This window comes from Nocardioides salsibiostraticola, assembly GCF_054783655.1.
Genome location: NZ_BAAGQD010000001.1, coordinates 149,141 through 165,214 on the forward strand (window position 1 = coordinate 149,141; position 16,074 = coordinate 165,214).

Sequence of the window (16,074 nt, forward strand, 5' to 3'; positions counted from 1 at the left end):
GCGGGCTCCTGTGAAGAACTTGTGACCAGGACTCTTGACTAACCCACAGAATCGGGTGTAAAACAACACAAACAAAGAAACAACCGTCAGGAGCATCCCATGTCCGAGTTGATCACCGCCGAGTTGGTTCGGCTCGATGCCGACCTCGGTTCCGAGAAACATGACGTCATCCGCCGGTTAGCCGAAGTCGTCGCCGCAGCTGACCGCACCACGGATGTAGAACAGCTCGTCGAGGATGCCCTCGCCCGGGAGGCCACGGCCCCCACCGGGCTCAAGGACGGAATCGCGATTCCGCACTGCCGCACCACCGCGGTCGAGCAGCCGACCCTGGTGTTCGCGCGACTCGCACCTGCGGTGGAGTTCGGGGCCAAGGACGGCCCCGCGGACCTGGCGTTCCTGATCGCCGCCCCGGCAGGAGGCGACGACACCCACCTGAAGATCCTCACCTCGCTGGCCCGCGCCCTGGTGCGACCGGAGTTCACCGAGGGACTGCGACGCGCGGCCAACGCCGAGGAGGTCGTCAGCCTCGTCGGTGCCGCCGTCGAGACCCCGGCCCAGAAGCAGGAGGCCCCGGTCGGCGCCGCCGCTGGAGGTGGAACCGGATCGGCCGCCCCGCAACAGACCCGCCGCCTGGTCGCGGTCACCGCCTGCCCCACCGGCATCGCGCACACCTACATGGCCGCTGAGGCCCTCGAGAACGCAGCCACGCGAGCCGGCGTCGAGCTGACCGTCGAGACCCAGGGTTCAGCCGGGTCCACTCCCCTGGCTCCCGAGACCATCGCCGCCGCGGAAGCCGTGATCTTCGCCGTCGACGTCGGGGTGAAGGACCGGGCCCGTTTCGCGGGCAAGGCCATGGTCTCCTCCGGGGTGAAGCGTCCGATCGACGACGCCGACGCCATGATCGCCGAAGCCCTGCGGTACGCCGCCGACCCGCAGGCCCCTCGCGTCGAGGGAGATGCGGCCGAGGTCTCGGAGTCGACCGGCAGCACCGGTATCGGCGGCACCATCCGTCGGGTCCTGATGACCGGGGTCTCCTACATGATTCCGTTCGTCGCGGCCGGTGGTCTGCTCATCGCCCTGGCCTTCCTGCTCGGTGGCTACGAGATCGTCAACACCCCCGAGGTCGCGACCGAGAACACTCTGACGAATCTTCCCGATCTCGAGGCCCTCGGACTGGAACACGCTCTCTTCGGCAGTCCGCTGCTCGCCTACTTCGGCGCCCTGCTCTTCGTGTTGGGTGGCGCTGCCTTCGGCTTCCTCGTCCCAGCCCTCGCCGGGTACATCGCCTACGCCATCGCGGACCGTCCGGGTATCGCGCCGGGCTTCGTCATGGGAGCCGTCGCAGGCATCACGAACTCCGGCTTCATCGGCGGCATCATCGGCGGTTCGCTGGCCGGCATCGTCGCACTGTGGATCTCGCGTCGTCCGGTGCCGTCATGGGCTCGAGGACTGATGCCGGTTCTGGTCATCCCACTCGGCGCCACCCTGGTCAGTGGCTTCATCATGGTCGTCGTCCTCGGCCGTCCGCTCGCCGCGCTCAGCAACGGTCTGACCGACGGCTTGAACAGCATGACCGGTGGTTCGGCGATCCTGCTGGGCGCCATCTTGGGTCTGATGATGGCCTTCGACATGGGTGGACCGCTGAACAAGACCGCCTACGCGTTCGCGACCACGGGACTTGCCGCCGTCGGAACCGTCCAGAACGCCCCCGAGCTGAAGATCATGGCTGCGGTCATGCTCGCCGGCATGGTTCCTCCCATCGCCCTGGCGCTGGCCACCGTCGTCCGCCCAAGCCTGTTCAGCGTCCCGGAGCGTGAGAACGGCAAGGCCGGTTGGCTCCTGGGGGCCAGCTTCATCACCGAGGGTGCCATCCCGTTCGCGGCCGCCGATCCGCTGCGGGTCATCCCGTCGATCATGCTGGGCAGCGCCGTCACCGGAGCGCTCTCCCAGGCCTTCGACGTAGGCCTGCGCGCCCCGCACGGAGGCATCTTCGTCCTCTTCGCCGTCGACGGGGTCCTCGGGTTCGTCATCGCCCTGGTGGCTGGTGTGTTGGTCGCCGCCGCTGCGGTGATCGGGTTGAAGTCGATGTCCAAGACCCCGCTCCCGACGGTCGCCGCCTGAACCCGCTCGGCTGACGCTGCCTCCGGTGGTCCCCGCACGTCGTACCTCGGTGCCCCATCTGGCGAACTTCGCGTCCCCATCTCGCGAACTTCGTGAGTCAGGTGGGGGGGCCGGGCTCGCGCTCCTTGCGTGCCGCGAGGTAGACCGCCCGCACCCCGACGGCGCGTTCGAGTTCCTTGATCACCGCGCCGAAGAACTGGCCGCGGTAGGTCTCGTCGGTGACCGCGGAGATGGTGAAGTAGAGCCCGGAGAAGGCCGCGAGGAACACCGAGACCTGGAACAGGTCCTTGGTCGCTCCGTTCAGGAACGGGACCCCCAGGATCGGCTGACCGGTCCAGCTCTGCTGGATCGTCGGATCGATGGCCAACGCTCCGAAGAGGAGGAAGAAAACGAAGACGGAGATGACCAACAGCAGGACCTGGACGGCCTGGATGATCATCAGCGTCAGAATCAGGTTCCAGCGTTCGAAGCCGCCGATCGTGGCGTACGACGCGGGGTCGGCCTTCGGGTCGCGGATCAGTCGACCACAGGTCTCCTGCATCGGGGTGCCGGCACAGGCCGTGGTCAGGAAGCGGTCGTCGACCTCGTCGTCGGTCTTGTCGACCTCCTCGGGCAGGCGCACGATCAGGAACAGCGTGGCCAGTCCCGCCAACATCAGGACCGTCAGCCACAGCGTGCCCGGCCGTAAGTTGCCGGCGACCTGCCAGACCTCGGCGTTGATGAACAGGAACGTGACGAACAGCAGCAACAGCGGGAGACCCCGCGTCACCACGGGCAGGATCAGGCGAAGGCTGTGCACGCTGCGCCGCAGGGCCCACTTCAGGATCGGCCTGGCCCGCAGCGCGGTGAGGGCGTAGTAGACCGCAGATCCTCCGACGGTCGAAATCAGGATCGCTGGGGCCAGCGAGAACTGGTTGGACAGGAACGCCAGGCCGCCTCCGAGTGACACGGCGAGCACGACGATGAACGCCAACAGAGGGGCCAGGCGTCGCGGTCGCAGGCCCTCGCGGACGGCCCGACGCTCCCCCGGCACGAAGTAGGGCAGCCCGTTGCTGAGGAACCAGGCCTCGGTCGCTTCGATCGGATCCTGTTCGGCCCGAGCGGAACGACGACCGATGCCCTTGGGGCTCACGCTCCGTCCGCGGGCTGGGCCAGCACGACCCGGGTGCGGCGTACGTCATCGGCCATCTGCTCGAGCAGCGGTTCGATGCCGTCGAAGGCCACCATCCCGCGCAACTGTTCGACGAAGGTCACCTCGACCTCGACCCCGTAGAGGTCCAGGTCGGTCCGGTCCAGCACGTAACTCTCGACCCGACGGTCCCGCTCCCCCTCAAAGGTCGGGTTGGTCCCGACGCTGATCGCGGCGGGTAGCTGCTCGGGGCTGTCGATCGGTCGCAACCACCCGGCGTACACCCCGTCCGCGGGAGCGGCGTACGCCGCGTCGACCGGGACATTGGCCGTGGGATAGCCCAGTTCGCGTCCCCGCTGGTCACCCTGGGTGACCACGCCCCGCAGGCTGAACGGTCGCCCCAGCGCCTCGGCCGCCCCCGCGACGTCGCCAGCGGCCAGGCAGGTGCGCACGTAGGTCGAGGACCAGACCTGGGGCCCGCCGTCCAGCTCCACGCCGACCGCTGTGAATCCCGAGCTCTCCCCCACCCGTCGCAACGTGGCGACGTCGCCGGACGCCCGGTGACCGAAGCGGAAGTTGGCGCCGACGACGACCAGGTGGGCCCGCAGACCTTGGACGAGGACGCGTTCGATGAACTCCTCCGGAGACCAGGAGGCGACCTCCCGGTCGAAGGCCTGGGCGAACAGGTGGTCGACCCCGGCGTCGGCCAGCAGCTCGGCCCGCGCCTCGATGGAGGTCAGCATGGTGGGGGCGTGCTCGGGTCGCAGAACTGCCATCGGGTGCGGGTCGAAGGTGACCGCCACCAGTGGCAGTTCCAGACGTTCTGCGCCGGCTCGGGCCTCCTCGATCACCGCACGGTGACCGAGATGGACACCGTCGAAGTTGCCGATGACCACCACCGAACCGGTCAGGTCACCGGGCACCTCAGCACCGTCTCGCCAGATCGCCACGTCACGCACCTTAATGGTTGCCGAAGTCGTTCACACGAACACCGCGACGGCCTTGGCCCGACCATCGCGCGGCTCGTAGAGGGCGAGGAACTCGCCGGTCGGGTCGAACAGTGCCGTCACCCCGGACAGGTCCAGGCCCAGGGCCCGTCCGAACCGGACGTCGGCGGCCTGGGCCTCGTCGAGGTCCGCGGAGGTGAACGTCGACCTGGCCGCGACCCGTAGGGGCGTCATCACGAATTCGTCGCCCAATTGCTCGAGGGTCGCGGCGCTGGCCAGATCGAAGGCTCCCACCGCGGTACGACGAAGCGCCGATAGGTGTCCCCCCACGCCCAGGGCAGCGCCCACGTCGCGGGCGATCGCGCGGATGTAGGTTCCGCTGGAACAGCGGACCACGATGTCGACGTCGACGGCCCCCGCGGATCGGCGGACCTCGCCGACCTCGAGAGAGTGGATCGTCACCGCGCGAGCAGGGAGGTCGACCTCCTCGCCGTCACGGACGCGCTGGTAGGCGCGCTTGCCGTCGACCTTGATGGCCGAGACAGCCGTGGGCTTCTGTTCGATGTCACCGACCAACTCCGCGAAGCGGGCTCGCAGGTGGGCCTCGTCGATGCCGAGGATGAGTTCCGGCGTCGCTTCGGCGATGGTCTCGCCCTCGGCGTCGTCGGTGGTGGTCGTCGTGCCCAACCGGACGGTCGCGGCGTACCCCTTCTCGGTGAGCATGAGGTGGCCCAGTAGTCGGGTCGCCCGGTTCACCCCCAGCACCAGAACGCCAGTGGCCATCGGATCGAGGGTGCCGGCGTGGCCGACCTTGCGGGTCCCGGCCAGGCGGCGTACCCGGGAGACGACATCGTGTGAGGTCATCCCGCCGGACTTGTCCACGATGACCAGGCCCGACTCGGTCACGCCTCGGGGTCTCCCTCGGACTCGGCTTCGGCCTCGGCCTCGTCTTCTGCGGCGTCTTCGTCGAGGATCTCGCGAGGCTTCTTGTAGGGGTCTTCCTCGCCGGCGTACGCCACCCCGCGAGCCGCGGCGACCGCATCGTCCTGGGCCTTGGCTCGGGCCAGGACCTCATCGAGGGCGCGTGCCTCCTCGGGCAGCGCGTCGTGCACGAAGGCCAGCGTGGGCGCCAGCCGCATGCCCAACTGCTTGGCGACCTCCGAGCGCAGGACACCCTTGGCCGACTCCAGAGCCACGGCTGTGTCGGAGCGCTCAGCCTCGGCACCGAGGACGGTGTAGAAGATGGTGGCCTGCTGGGAGTCGCCGGTCACACGGACGTCGGTGATCGTGATGAACCCCAGCCGCGGGTCCTTGATCCGTCGCTCCAACATCTCCGCGACGATGACCTGAATCCGGTCCGCGATCTTGCGCACCCGTGGGTTTGCCATGGCTCTTCCTTCTACCTAGTTCGTGAGGGGAAACGCTACCCAAGAACTGCCGGTCGAGGGAGCGCAGCGAGCGAAGGCTGGCCCGCCAGGCCGCGAACGAAGTTCGCTTGGCCTGGCGGAACCAACCAATGAGGGCCGCGAAGCGGCTCCTCGCATTTCACCCGGCGAAGCCGGGTACGGGACTAGGCCCGCTTGATCTCGTTCATCTCGAAGGCTTCGACGATGTCGCCCTCCTTGATGTCGCTGAAGTTGCGGAGCACCAGACCACACTCGAAGCCCTCGCGGACCTCGGAGGCGTCGTCCTTCTCCCGCTTCAGCGAGGACAGGTCGAGGTTGTCCGCGATGACCTTGCTGTCGCGGAGCACCCGAACCTTGGCGTTGCGTCGGATCGTGCCGCTGGTGACCATGCAACCGGCGATGTTGCCGAGCTTGGACGAGCGGAAGATCGCACGGATCTCCGCCTGACCCAAGGTGGCTTCCTCGAACTCCGGCTTGAGCATGCCCTTGAGCGCAGCCTCGATCTCGTCGATGGCCTGGTAGATGACCGAGTAGAACCGGATCTCCACACCCTCGCGGTCGGCCATCTCGGTCGCCTTGCCCTGGGGGCGGACGTTGAATCCGATGATGATCGCGCCGGAGGCGGCGGCCAGGTCGACGTTGGTCTCGGTGATCGCACCGACACCGCGGTCGATCACCCGCAGGGTGACCTCCTCGCCCACGTCGATCTGGGACAGCGCGTCTTCGAGCGCCTCGACCGAACCGGACACATCGCCCTTGAGGATGAGGTTGAGCTCCTGGCTCTCGCCCTTCTCCATGGAGGCCATGAAGTCCTCGAGGGTACGACGCACGCGACGCTTGGCCTGCATGGCCGCCCGTTCGCGAGCCTCACGCTTCTCAGCGATCTGGCGAGCCATCCGGTCGTCATCGACGACGATCATGTTCTGACCGGCGCCGGGGACTGCGGTCAGACCGAGGACCATCACGGGACGTGAGGGATCGGCCTGTTCGATGTGCTCGCCGTGCTCGTCGAGCAGCGCACGGACGCGGCCGTAGGCCGGTCCGGCGACGATCGAGTCGCCGACCCGCAGGGTTCCGCGCTGGATCAGCACGGTCGCGACGGGGCCGCGGCCCTTGTCGAGGTGTGCCTCCACGACCAGACCCTGGGCGTCCTGGGTGGGGTTGGCCCGCAGGTCCAAGGAGGCGTCCGCGGTGAGCACGATCGCCTCGAGCAGCTTGTCGAGGTTGAGCTCGGCCTTGGCCGACACCTCGACGAACATCGAGTCGCCGCCGTACTCCTCGGGGATCAGGCCGTACTCGGTGAGCTGACCCTTGACCTTGGTCGGGTCGGCGTCGGGCTTGTCGATCTTGTTGATCGCCACGACGATCGGGACACCGGCGGCCTTGGCGTGGTTGAGCGCCTCGACCGTCTGCGGCATGACACCGTCGTCGGCCGCGACCACGAGCACCGCGATGTCGGTGGCCTGGGCACCACGCGCACGCATGGCCGTGAAGGCCTCGTGACCCGGGGTGTCGATGAAGGTGATCCGTCGTTCGTCACCGTCGACCTCGGTGGCCACCTGGTAGGCACCGATGTGCTGGGTGATGCCGCCGGCTTCCTTGTCCCCCACGTTGGCGTTGCGCAACGCGTCGAGGAGTCGGGTCTTTCCGTGGTCGACGTGACCCATGACCGTGACGACGGGGGGCCGGATGACCAGATCGGACTCGTCGCCCTCGTCGGCACCGAACTCCAGGTCGAAGGACTCGAGCAGCTCGCGGTCCTCGTCCTCGGGAGAGACGATCTCGATGTTGTAGTTGAGCTCGTCACCGAGGAGCTCGAGGGTGGCATCGTTGACCGATTCGGTCGCCGTGACCATCTCACCGAGGTGGAAGAGCATCTGGACCAGCTGTGCTGCGTCCACGCCCACCTTGTCGGCGAAGTCCGTCAGCGACGCGCCACGGGCCAGACGAACGGTCTCGCCCTCGCCCTTGCGGACGCGCATGCCGCCCAGCGTGGGGGCCTCCATGGCTTCGAATTCCTGACGACGGGCCCGCTTGGACTTGCGCCCACGGCGCGAGGGACCACCCGGACGCCCGAAGGCACCCTGTGTCTGGCCACGCTGACCGGGACGGGGACGACCTCCGCCGCCACCGGGACGGCCGGCGAAGCCGCCACCACCGGGACGACCCGGGGCACCGCCGCCACCGGGGCCACCGCGTCCGGGAGCACCGCCGGGACCACCAGGGCCACCGCGGCCCGGAGCACCACGACCCGGGGCGGGACGGCCACCGGGGCCACCGCCGAAGGCGGCAGGGTTCTTGGGCATCATCGCCGGGTTGGGGCGGGGCATCCCGGGACGACCCGGGGCTCCACCCTCACGGGCGGCCGGCGGACGCGGCGGACGGTTATCGCCGCCACCGGTCTCCGGAGCAGCCTCACGCGGCGGGGGCGCGGGGCGCTTGCCCATGCCCTGGTTCGAGGAGAACGGGTTGTTGCCGGGGCGCGGGGCTCCCGGTCGGCCCACGGGCTTGGGAGCCGGCGGGGAAGAGGGCTTCGGAGCGGGACCCGGCTTGGCCGACGGCTTCGCGGGTGCAGCGGCCGGCGCCTCGGCAGCGGGCGCCTCGGCAGCGGGCGCTTCGGCCGCGGGTGCCTCGACAACGGGTGCTTCAGCAGCCGGAGCGTCAGGTGCGTCGGCGACCGAACCGGTGCCGCCGTCGGCGGGGATCTCGGTCGGGTTCTGCGCGGTCGACCCATCGGACGACTCGGCGGCAGCGTCGACGGTGGGGGCCTCCGCAGCCACCGGAGGGGCGGCTTCGGGGGTCGGCTCCGGCTTGGCGGCGGCCTTCTTGGCCGGCGGGCGCGGGGTGGCGGGCTTCTCCACCACGGGGGCGGCAGCGGCTGCTGCGGCCTTCAGGGAGTCGCCGTACTCCTTGCGAAAACGGTGTTCCGCCGGCATCTCGACGGTCGAGCTCGCCGACTTGACGAACTCACCCATCTCTTTGAATTTCTCGAGAACGAACTTGCTCTCGACTCCGAACTCTTTAGCGAGTTCGTGGACTCGGGTCTTGGCCACAATTCTCCTTCTGGCCTGAGACCCGGGTGTCCGGGGCGTATCTCAGACCGTTATTGGATGTTGCAAACTCATCGGTAAGTACTCATCGAGTGCTCATGAGCTGCTGCTCCTGCTTCTGGTCGGTTCTGCTTCGGTCTGGCCGGTTGGTACGCCGGCCATTTCAGTGGGTGCGTGGTGAAGGTGTTCGTCCAGTGGTGCCACCGGCATCGCGGGTCCTACCCGGAGGGCACGGCCGAATGCTTTGCGTGACACCGCGAGGTCGACACACTCGAACGTGGGGTGCACATGTGCTCCCCGGCCGGGTCGGGCTCCCACTGGATCGGCCACCACGACAGGTCTGCCATCGGTGTCCGAGCCGACGGTCACCCGCAACAACTCGCGTTTGGTGGCCCGCCTACGACATCCGACACAGGTCCTGACAGGACCTGGTCCCGAGGTCGGCTCACGTCCGGACGGGGTCCGGGAGCGAGGAACATCTTGGTGGATCACCGTCATACAGCATAGCCGCACGTACCTTTGAGGTGCGAACCACGGCCTGCGACAACTCCTAGGATCGACCTCATGAGCTCGTTGCAATGCCCCGCCACCGTGCTCCTGACCGGACCCTGCGAACCCGGCGACGACGCCGTTGCGAGGCTCGACGACCGGCTACGTACCCGGAAGGTGGGCCACGTGTGGTCCAGCGATCTGCCCGACGCCGTGCGGACGGCCGAGGCCGTGGCGACACGATGCACAGTGGGCTCCACCAGCCGCCTCGACCTACGGGAACGTTCCTTCGATGAGACCGATGCCGAAGTGGTGGAGAGAATGCGCGCCTCGCTGTCCGAGATCGCCGATCTCCACCCCGGGGAGACCGTGCTCGTCGTGACGCACCCCGAGACGCTGCGGCTCGTCGTACCGCAGATGTGTCGGATGGACGCTGCGCCGAGGTATCTCGGTCCCGGCAGCATCATCGAGATCGAGATCGACGCCGAGGACTGGGTCTGTCGACGGTGGGACGCACCGGACTGACCCCGACGACCCCGACTGGCCCCGACTGGCCGGCGGGGGTCCGAGGACCTCAGGCCGGGTCTTCCTCGTCCCCGTGGATGTCGATGCGCCAGCCGGTGAGGCGGGCGGCGAGGCGGGCGTTCTGGCCCTCTTTCCCGATGGCCAGGGAGAGTTGGTAGTCGGGCACGATCACACGGGCCGACTTGGCCGCGAGGTCGACGATCTCGACGCTGTTCACGCGGGCCGGCGACAACGCGTTCGCGACCAGTTTCGCGGGATCCTTGGACCAGTCGACGATGTCGATCTTCTCGCCGTGCAGTTCGGACATGATGTTGCGGACCCGCTGACCCATGGGGCCGATGCAGGCACCCTTGGGGTTGACGCCGGCCGCCTCGGACCACACCGCGATCTTGGTGCGGTGTCCGGCCTCGCGAGCGATCCCAGCGATCTGTACGACGCCGCTGGCGATCTCGGGCACCTCGAGGGCGAACAGTTTCTTGACGAGGTTCGGGTGGGACCGCGACAGGGTGATCTGGGGACCCCGCATGCCCTTGCGGACCGAGACCACCAGGCACTTGATCCGCGTGCCGTGGGAGTAGTCCTCCCCCGGCACCCGCTCGCCGGGAGGCAGCATGGCCTCGAGCTTGCCCAGGTCGACCATCACGTCGTCGGGGTTACGCCCCTGCTGGATGATCCCGGAGATGATGTCGCCCTCCTTGCCGGAGAACTCACCGAAGCGCATGTCGTCCTCGGCGTCGCGCAGCCGCTGCAGCATGATCTGCTTCGCCGTGGTCGCGGCGATCCGGCCGAAGTCGGCTGGCGTGTCCTCGAACTCGCCGATCTCGTTGCCCTCTTCGTCGACCTCAGTCGCGTGCACCGTGACGTGGCCGTTCTTGCGATCGAGGACGACCCGCGCTTTGTCCCGGGCTCCCGGGGTCTTCTGGTAGGCGGTGAGAAGGGCCTGCTCGATGGCGTCCACGAGCACCTCGAAGGAAATCTCCTTCTCCCGCTCGAGACTGCGCAGAATGCTCATGTCGATGTCCATCAGTCGTTCTCCTTCTCATCCGGTGACTCGAGGTCGTCCTCGGCCTCCGATGCAGTATTGGTGGGGTTGCGCCGTTTGAACTCGATCTGGATCAGCGCTCTGCCGACCTCGGCGTATCCGATGCTGACGGGACCGCCGTCGACCTCGATCGTGGCTCCGTCGTCGTCGCTGTCGAGGATCCGGCCGGTCTGCACGGTGCCGTCAACGTCGGTGACCTTGACCAGACGGTCGACGTTGCGCCGCCAGTGCCGGGGCAGGGTCAGGGGCCGCTCGACCCCGCGCGAGGTGACCTCGAGGGTGTAGGGGTGTTGACCCATCGCGGACGACGTCTCGAGCAGGTCGTCGATGGCCTTGGTCGCGTCGGCGACATCGTCCATCGTGACGCCGCCGTCCTTGTCGACCGCGATGCGTAGCACGCGCCGTTTGCCCGCGGGAGTCAGTTCGACGGCCTCGACGTCGAGTCCCAGGACGCTCAGGGGGCCGCTCACCTCCGCTTCTACGCGGTCGGCAATTTCCGCCTCTTTGCTCATGCTGGCGACCCTCCTGTGCTGTTGTGGTGGAACGAGGTCACCCTAGCGCGCCCGGGGCCCGCCTCCGGTCGTCTAGGGTCGCGCTGTGTCCGAGCACTCACCCACCGCCACCCGCCGCGGGCTGTTGACCGTGGGATTGGGAGTTCTGGGCCTCTCCGTGGCCGCCTGCGACCTGCAGGACCTCGACCCCCGGTCGCCGATACCGGCCCCTGGTACGGGTGCCGCCACCACGGCGAGTCCCGATCCGGACTCCGACGAGACGCTGGTCTCCGAGGTGGTCTCGCTGATCACTGATCGTCGCGCGCGAGTCGACGCCGTACGACGCCGCCACGGTGACCTGCGCCAGGAACTGGGCCCGTTGGCCCGGATGCACGTGGCGCACCTGAGGGTTCTCGATCCGGATGGATCCACCGACGAGACCGATCTTCCCGTGCTGAGCACGGCCAGATCGGCACAGGATCGTCGACGGGTCATCCAGGCCGAACGGACACTTCAACAGCAGGTCGCCCGCGCAGCCGAGAGGGCCGACGCGGGACAGGTGGCGAAGGTCCTGGCCTCCGTCTCGGCGTCCATCGCCCAGCACCTCGTCGCTCTCGCCGAGGCGTCCTGATGAGCTACCTCGAGGCACTGCAGGAGACGCTTGCCGCCGAACACGCCGCGGTGTACGTGATCGGGGTCCTGGGTGCGCAGACCTCCCAGAACCAGTCCCCCGGGCTCTACGAGACTCTGACCGAGTCCTACGCCGAGCACCGTGCCGCTCGGGACCGACTGGTCGGGCTCGTCATCGGCGCCGGAGGGGAACCGGTGGTCGCCGAGACCGCCTACGCCCTGCCGGACGACCTCAGCCGCAGCGACGTCCTCGAGCGACGCGCCCTGGAGGTGCAGCGGACCCTCGCCACGTCGTACGCCGCCCTGACCGCGTCGAGCACGGGCTCCGACCGTCGGTGGCCCATCGCGAGGTTGCAGGCGACGGCGGTCCGTGAGCTCGCTCTCGGCGGAGCTGCGCAACTGTTTCCCGGTAGCGACGAGTACCCCGACCGCTGAGTACGCCGTTCCCCGGGAGGACCCAGTGAAAATGAGAGCGGTCCGCGAACTCGTCTTCCGGGGAACGCCCGAGATGTTCCCCGGGAAGACGAGTACGCGGACCGCTGAGGCCTGGGACAGAGGCCTGGTGAAGATTCCGGGGTGGGATCCGGTTGCTTCATGAGAAGCATGCAACAGCGACCCGTTGCAGGGAACGACTTGCTCGCCACACAAACTTGCATTGCAAGAACTTGCAAAAGTCGGGTCGGCGACCGGCCGAACGTCAAGAGCCGTCTCAGGGCGTCAGTTGCCGCATCATCGCCCCCATCAGGGCCTCCAGACCCTTGTAGGGACGAGCCATCACGGTGAACGAGGTCAGGCGGTCCTCGCCGTCCCAGCGGAGCATGTCGACCCCGTGGATCGTGCGTTGCTGATCCTCCTCACCGATCACGGCCTCGAACTCCAACACGGCCGAGTGGTCGTCGTACCACTCGGCGAGGTAGGTCAGGCTCGGCCCGAGGACGATCAGGGCTGCGCGCAGGTACATCGTGGTCAACGCCCTGCCCTGCTGTGGCGTGTGGATCGCCGGAGATCGGAAGACGACCTCGTCCGACAGCAGGGCATCGAGCCCGTCTGCGTCATGGTTCTCGGCAATGGCGTGCCAGGCAGCGAGCGCGGGGGGCCGGTTCGGATCGGATGGCAGAGGTGACATGGCTGCAGTCAACCGGTTGCGGCCCTCACCGTCGAGATCAGCGCCAACTCTCGATGATTCCGGTGATCTCCGTGAGCGAGTGCACCACCGCGTCGGGCGTCCCCTCGGTGTGGCCGATCTGTTCGGTGGGGATCACGCTATGGGGAACGTGAATGGTCCGCATCCCGACGTTCTGCGCACCCCAGATGTCGTCGAAGAGTCGATCGCCGACGTAGACGCACCGACTCGGATCAGTGGCTCCGACGGCCGTCATCGCCGCCCGGAAAGCCTGGGGCGAGGGTTTGGTCCAGGGGATCTCGCTGGAGTAGACGTCCCCGTCGATCAGGTGACCCACCCCGTCCCGCTCGAAGATGTTCTCGTGCACCGGGCGGGACCAGATGGAGTTCGACAGCACCCCCACCTTGGTCCCCGAAGCGCGAAGCGACTCCCACATCGTGCCCACCTCCGGATCGGTGAGCGTGTGCGGCTCCCAGAATTCGTAGTAGGCCGCCAGCCGCTCGGGGTCGTGGTCGAAGCCCGCCTCGTGGAACAGGTCGGCCACGGTGGCGCTCTGCTGGTGGTCCCGGGACCGTCCCCACACGGTCGACCCGGCGAGGTGCAAGCGCTCGCGGACCACCTCCGCGTCATGCTCCGCATGGACCACAGCCTGCGCGAGGGCGAGCGACTCGGCGTGGAAGTCGATGTCGTGCCACTGGGTCAGGGTGCCGCCCCAGTCGAAGATCACAGCGTCGATCGGCATGCACGAAACCCTAGTTGACGGCTCCCTCCTAGATGGTCGCCTCAGGGGTGGTTCAGCGACCCGAACGGAGGGAGCCAGGTCCGCAGGCAGCCTCGAGGTCGCGTCGGTCCAGGAACTCGTCGAGTACGTCGGCCGGTGGCCTCGGGAACCACCTCCGGGTTCCGGGCCCCTCGAACCGGGTGGTTCTCGAGAACCACGACGGCCTCGCGCACGTCCCCGGTCCTGCGTGCCTCGTCGAAGGCAGCCCGCTCCGGGGAGGTGACCGGTGGCCAGGACTCGGGCACGACGTCGCCGGCGTCCAGCCTCTCGTAGCTGATCGAACAGTCCCGACCGCTGCGGGTCTTGCCGTGCGGCCCGACGGCCAGACGAACCGGGATCCTGGTCCTCCCGTCAGGCTCGAGGCCGTCGAAGAAGGCGGCACCCCACCAACGGCAGGCCGCCCACCCGGCGACCGAGTGCGAACGCGTCTCCACAGGGAGCCGGCTCCCTCCCAGATGGTCGTTGATCAGGCTCAAGCGCGACCATTTGGGAGGGAATCAGCCCAGGGATCCGGACCTACACAGCCGGGCCCTCGGTTAGGACCTGACCAGCGCCACGAGGTGGTCGACCACCCGCTCCACCGCGATGTCCTCGCGTTCTCCGGTGGCCCGGTCCTTGACCTCCACGACACCCTCGATGAGCCCCTTGCCGACCACCACGATGGTGGGGACACCGAGCAGTTCGGCGTCCTTGAACTTCACCCCGGGGCTGATCTTGCCGGTGCGGTCGTCGTAGATGACGTCGAGGCCGGCCGAGGACAACTCGGTCGCGATCTGCTCGGCGGCGGCGAAGAGCGCCGGGTCCTTGCCCGCCGCGACGAGGTGGATGTCGGCCGGCGCGATGTTGCGGGGCCAGCACAAACCGATCTCGTCGAGGGTGTTTTCGGCCACCACCGCGACGGCACGCGACGGGCCGATCCCGTAGGAGCCCATCGTGACCGTGACGAGCTTGCCGTTCACATCGAGGACCTTGAGATCCAGGGCGTCGGCGTACTTGCGGCCGAGTTGGAAGATGTGACCCATCTCGATCCCACGCGCCGACTCCAGGACACCGTCCCGACCGCTGACCGCACAGGTCGGGCAGACATCCCCCGCGCGGACCTCGGCGGCCTCGATGGTGCCGTCGGCGGTGAAGTCGCGGCCGGCGACCAGATCCAGCACATGGCTGCCGTCGACATCGGCGCCGGTGACCCAGCTGGTCCCCTCGGCCACGCGGGGATCGGTGAGGTAGCGGATGCCGCTCGCGTTCTCCTCCCCCAGGGCTCCGGGCCCGATGTAGCCCTTGACCAGGGACGGGTGCTTGGCGAAGTCACCGGCCTCGAAGGGTTCGACCTCGATGGGCTCGAGCTGACCCTCGAGTCGCTTCTGGTCCACCTCTCGGTCGCCGGGCAGGCCGATGGCCACCGGTTCCCGGGTGCCGTCGGGGTGCTTGAGCATCACCAGGACGTTCTTCAAGGTGTCACCGGCGTGCCAGGGACGGTCCTCGCGCGCAAACGCCTCGTTGAGGTGGTCGACCAACGAGTCGATGGTCGGGGTGCCGGGGGTCTGCTCGGCGTGGGAGGCAGGTACGCCGTCGAACGGGATGGAAGCAGGCGCGGGCACCTGGACAGCCTCCACATTGGCGGCGTAGTCGCACACGGTGCAACGCACGTAGGTGTCCTCGCCGACCTCAGCGGTGGCCAGGAACTCCTCCGACTTCGACCCGCCCATGGCGCCCGAGGTCGCCTTGACGATGACGTAGGGGAAGCCCAGGCGGTCGAAGATGCGGATGTAGGCGTCGCGGTGCGCCTGGTAGCTCGCGTCGAGCCCGGCGTCGTCGACGTCGAAGGAGTAGGAGTCCTTCATCACGAACTCGCGCCCGCGCAGCAGCCCGGCACGCGGACGCGCCTCGTCGCGGTACTTGGTCTGGATCTGATAGATCGAGAGCGGCAGGTCCTTGTAGGAGTTGTAGAGGTCCTTGACCACGAGGGTGAACATCTCCTCGTGGGTGGGGCCGAGCAGGTAGTCGCCGCCCTTGCGGTCCTTGAGACGGAACAGGTTGGGGCCGTACTCCGCCCAGCGCCCGGTGGCCTCGTAGGGCTCGCGGGGAAGCAGTGCGGGGAACGAGACCTCTTGGGCCCCGATGGACTCCATCTCCTCGCGGATGACGGCCTCGATCTTGCGCAGGACCTTCAACCCCAGCGGTAGCCAGGTGTAGATACCCGGTGCGGCCCGGCGGATGTAGCCCGCACGGACCAGGAGACGGTGGCTGGGCACCTCGGCGTCGGCCGGGTCGTCTCTGAGGGTGCGCACGAAAAGGGTCGACATCCGGGAGATCATGGCGTCAGGCTACTGGCGGACC

General features: G+C 68.1%; 16 protein-coding genes. 4 read left to right on the forward strand and 12 right to left on the reverse strand.

Going from position 1 to position 16,074, the window contains the following annotated elements; translation table 11 throughout:
• Positions 1–99: 99 nt before the first annotated feature.
• The gene (locus ACYVLV_RS00730) at positions 100–2,121 is read left to right on the forward strand and encodes a PTS fructose transporter subunit IIABC (RefSeq protein WP_460806873.1); all 2,022 of its coding nucleotides are present in this window, start codon (positions 100–102) and stop codon (positions 2,119–2,121) included.
• Positions 2,122–2,218: 97 nt separating this feature from the next.
• Here ACYVLV_RS00730 and ACYVLV_RS00735 read toward each other — a convergent pair whose 3' ends face one another.
• From ACYVLV_RS00735 to ACYVLV_RS00760, 6 genes are all read right to left on the reverse strand, one after another.
• Complete coding sequence (locus ACYVLV_RS00735) at positions 2,219–3,253, reverse strand: hypothetical protein (RefSeq protein WP_460806876.1); 1,035 nt, start codon at positions 3,251–3,253, stop codon at positions 2,219–2,221.
• Complete coding sequence (locus ACYVLV_RS00740) at positions 3,250–4,200, reverse strand: bifunctional riboflavin kinase/FAD synthetase (protein ID WP_460806878.1); 951 nt, start codon at positions 4,198–4,200, stop codon at positions 3,250–3,252. The genes ACYVLV_RS00735 and ACYVLV_RS00740 overlap by 4 nt, the downstream gene beginning before the upstream one ends.
• A 30-nt stretch (positions 4,201–4,230) precedes the next feature.
• A complete protein-coding gene (gene truB / locus ACYVLV_RS00745; RefSeq protein ID WP_460806880.1) occupies positions 4,231–5,103 on the reverse strand; it encodes a tRNA pseudouridine(55) synthase TruB in 873 nt (290 codons plus the stop codon).
• On the reverse strand, positions 5,100–5,585 hold the full coding sequence (rbfA, locus tag ACYVLV_RS00750; RefSeq protein ID WP_460806882.1) for a 30S ribosome-binding factor RbfA: 486 nt from the start codon (positions 5,583–5,585) through the stop codon (positions 5,100–5,102). The genes truB and rbfA overlap by 4 nt, the downstream gene beginning before the upstream one ends.
• Positions 5,586–5,767: 182 nt before the next feature.
• On the reverse strand, positions 5,768–8,656 hold the full coding sequence (gene infB, locus ACYVLV_RS00755) for a translation initiation factor IF-2 (protein ID WP_460806883.1): 2,889 nt from the start codon (positions 8,654–8,656) through the stop codon (positions 5,768–5,770).
• A gap of 93 nt (positions 8,657–8,749) precedes the next feature.
• Positions 8,750–9,151, reverse strand: a complete 402-nt coding sequence (locus ACYVLV_RS00760) for a YlxR family protein (protein ID WP_460806885.1) — start codon at positions 9,149–9,151, stop codon at positions 8,750–8,752.
• Positions 9,152–9,217: 66 nt separating this feature from the next.
• Between ACYVLV_RS00760 and ACYVLV_RS00765 the strand changes: the two genes are divergently transcribed.
• Positions 9,218–9,667 (forward strand): histidine phosphatase family protein, encoded by a 450-nt coding sequence (locus ACYVLV_RS00765; RefSeq protein WP_460806886.1) that lies wholly within the window; start codon positions 9,218–9,220, stop codon positions 9,665–9,667.
• 49 nt (positions 9,668–9,716) lie between these two features.
• Here the strand turns inward: ACYVLV_RS00765 and nusA are convergent, their stop codons facing one another.
• Together nusA and rimP are read right to left on the reverse strand one after the other, a co-directional pair.
• The gene (gene nusA, locus ACYVLV_RS00770; RefSeq protein ID WP_460806888.1) at positions 9,717–10,691 is read right to left on the reverse strand and encodes a transcription termination factor NusA; all 975 of its coding nucleotides are present in this window, start codon (positions 10,689–10,691) and stop codon (positions 9,717–9,719) included.
• Positions 10,691–11,221 carry a ribosome maturation factor RimP gene (rimP, locus tag ACYVLV_RS00775; protein ID WP_460806890.1) on the reverse strand — a complete coding sequence of 177 codons (531 nt, stop codon included), beginning with the start codon at positions 11,219–11,221 and terminating at the stop codon, positions 10,691–10,693. Before rimP ends, nusA begins: the two co-directional genes overlap by 1 nt.
• 85 nt (positions 11,222–11,306) lie before the next feature.
• On the opposite strand from rimP, the gene ACYVLV_RS00780 reads away from it, so the two are divergent.
• Positions 11,307–11,831 carry a hypothetical protein gene (locus ACYVLV_RS00780; RefSeq protein WP_460806891.1) on the forward strand — a complete coding sequence of 175 codons (525 nt, stop codon included), beginning with the start codon at positions 11,307–11,309 and terminating at the stop codon, positions 11,829–11,831.
• The gene (locus ACYVLV_RS00785) at positions 11,831–12,265 is read left to right on the forward strand and encodes a ferritin-like domain-containing protein (RefSeq protein ID WP_460806893.1); all 435 of its coding nucleotides are present in this window, start codon (positions 11,831–11,833) and stop codon (positions 12,263–12,265) included. Before ACYVLV_RS00780 ends, ACYVLV_RS00785 begins: the two co-directional genes overlap by 1 nt.
• 274 nt (positions 12,266–12,539) lie before the next feature.
• Here ACYVLV_RS00785 and ACYVLV_RS00790 read toward each other — a convergent pair whose 3' ends face one another.
• The 4 genes from ACYVLV_RS00790 to ACYVLV_RS00805 are packed head-to-tail and all read right to left on the reverse strand — an operon-like array spanning position 12,540 to position 16,052.
• Entirely contained in the window at positions 12,540–12,956 is a 417-nt protein-coding gene (locus ACYVLV_RS00790) for a nuclear transport factor 2 family protein (protein WP_460806894.1), read from the reverse strand.
• Between the two features lie 37 nt (positions 12,957–12,993).
• A complete protein-coding gene (locus tag ACYVLV_RS00795) occupies positions 12,994–13,695 on the reverse strand; it encodes an HAD family hydrolase (protein ID WP_460806895.1) in 702 nt (233 codons plus the stop codon).
• A gap of 41 nt (positions 13,696–13,736) precedes the next feature.
• Positions 13,737–14,210 carry a hypothetical protein gene (locus tag ACYVLV_RS00800; protein WP_460806896.1) on the reverse strand — a complete coding sequence of 158 codons (474 nt, stop codon included), beginning with the start codon at positions 14,208–14,210 and terminating at the stop codon, positions 13,737–13,739.
• A gap of 60 nt (positions 14,211–14,270) precedes the next feature.
• Positions 14,271–16,052 carry a proline--tRNA ligase gene (locus tag ACYVLV_RS00805; RefSeq protein ID WP_460806897.1) on the reverse strand — a complete coding sequence of 594 codons (1,782 nt, stop codon included), beginning with the start codon at positions 16,050–16,052 and terminating at the stop codon, positions 14,271–14,273.
• Positions 16,053–16,074: the final 22 nt, after the last annotated feature.

Excerpts from the sequence above, each read along its gene's own strand:
- ACYVLV_RS00730 (WP_460806873.1), top strand. The coding sequence starts at position 100 with ATGTCCGAGTTGATCACCGCCGAGTTGGTTCGGCTCGATGCCGACCTC.
- rbfA (WP_460806882.1), bottom strand. The coding sequence starts at position 5,585 with ATGGCAAACCCACGGGTGCGCAAGATCGCGGACCGGATTCAGGTCATC.
- ACYVLV_RS00760 (WP_460806885.1), bottom strand. The coding sequence starts at position 9,151 with ATGACGGTGATCCACCAAGATGTTCCTCGCTCCCGGACCCCGTCCGGA.
- ACYVLV_RS00765 (WP_460806886.1), top strand. The coding sequence starts at position 9,218 with ATGAGCTCGTTGCAATGCCCCGCCACCGTGCTCCTGACCGGACCCTGC.
- nusA (WP_460806888.1), bottom strand. The coding sequence starts at position 10,691 with ATGGACATCGACATGAGCATTCTGCGCAGTCTCGAGCGGGAGAAGGAG.
- rimP (WP_460806890.1), bottom strand. The coding sequence starts at position 11,221 with ATGAGCAAAGAGGCGGAAATTGCCGACCGCGTAGAAGCGGAGGTGAGC.
- ACYVLV_RS00785 (WP_460806893.1), top strand. The coding sequence starts at position 11,831 with ATGAGCTACCTCGAGGCACTGCAGGAGACGCTTGCCGCCGAACACGCC.
- ACYVLV_RS00790 (WP_460806894.1), bottom strand. The coding sequence starts at position 12,956 with ATGTCACCTCTGCCATCCGATCCGAACCGGCCCCCCGCGCTCGCTGCC.
- ACYVLV_RS00795 (WP_460806895.1), bottom strand. The coding sequence starts at position 13,695 with ATGCCGATCGACGCTGTGATCTTCGACTGGGGCGGCACCCTGACCCAG.
- ACYVLV_RS00805 (WP_460806897.1), bottom strand. The coding sequence starts at position 16,052 with ATGATCTCCCGGATGTCGACCCTTTTCGTGCGCACCCTCAGAGACGAC.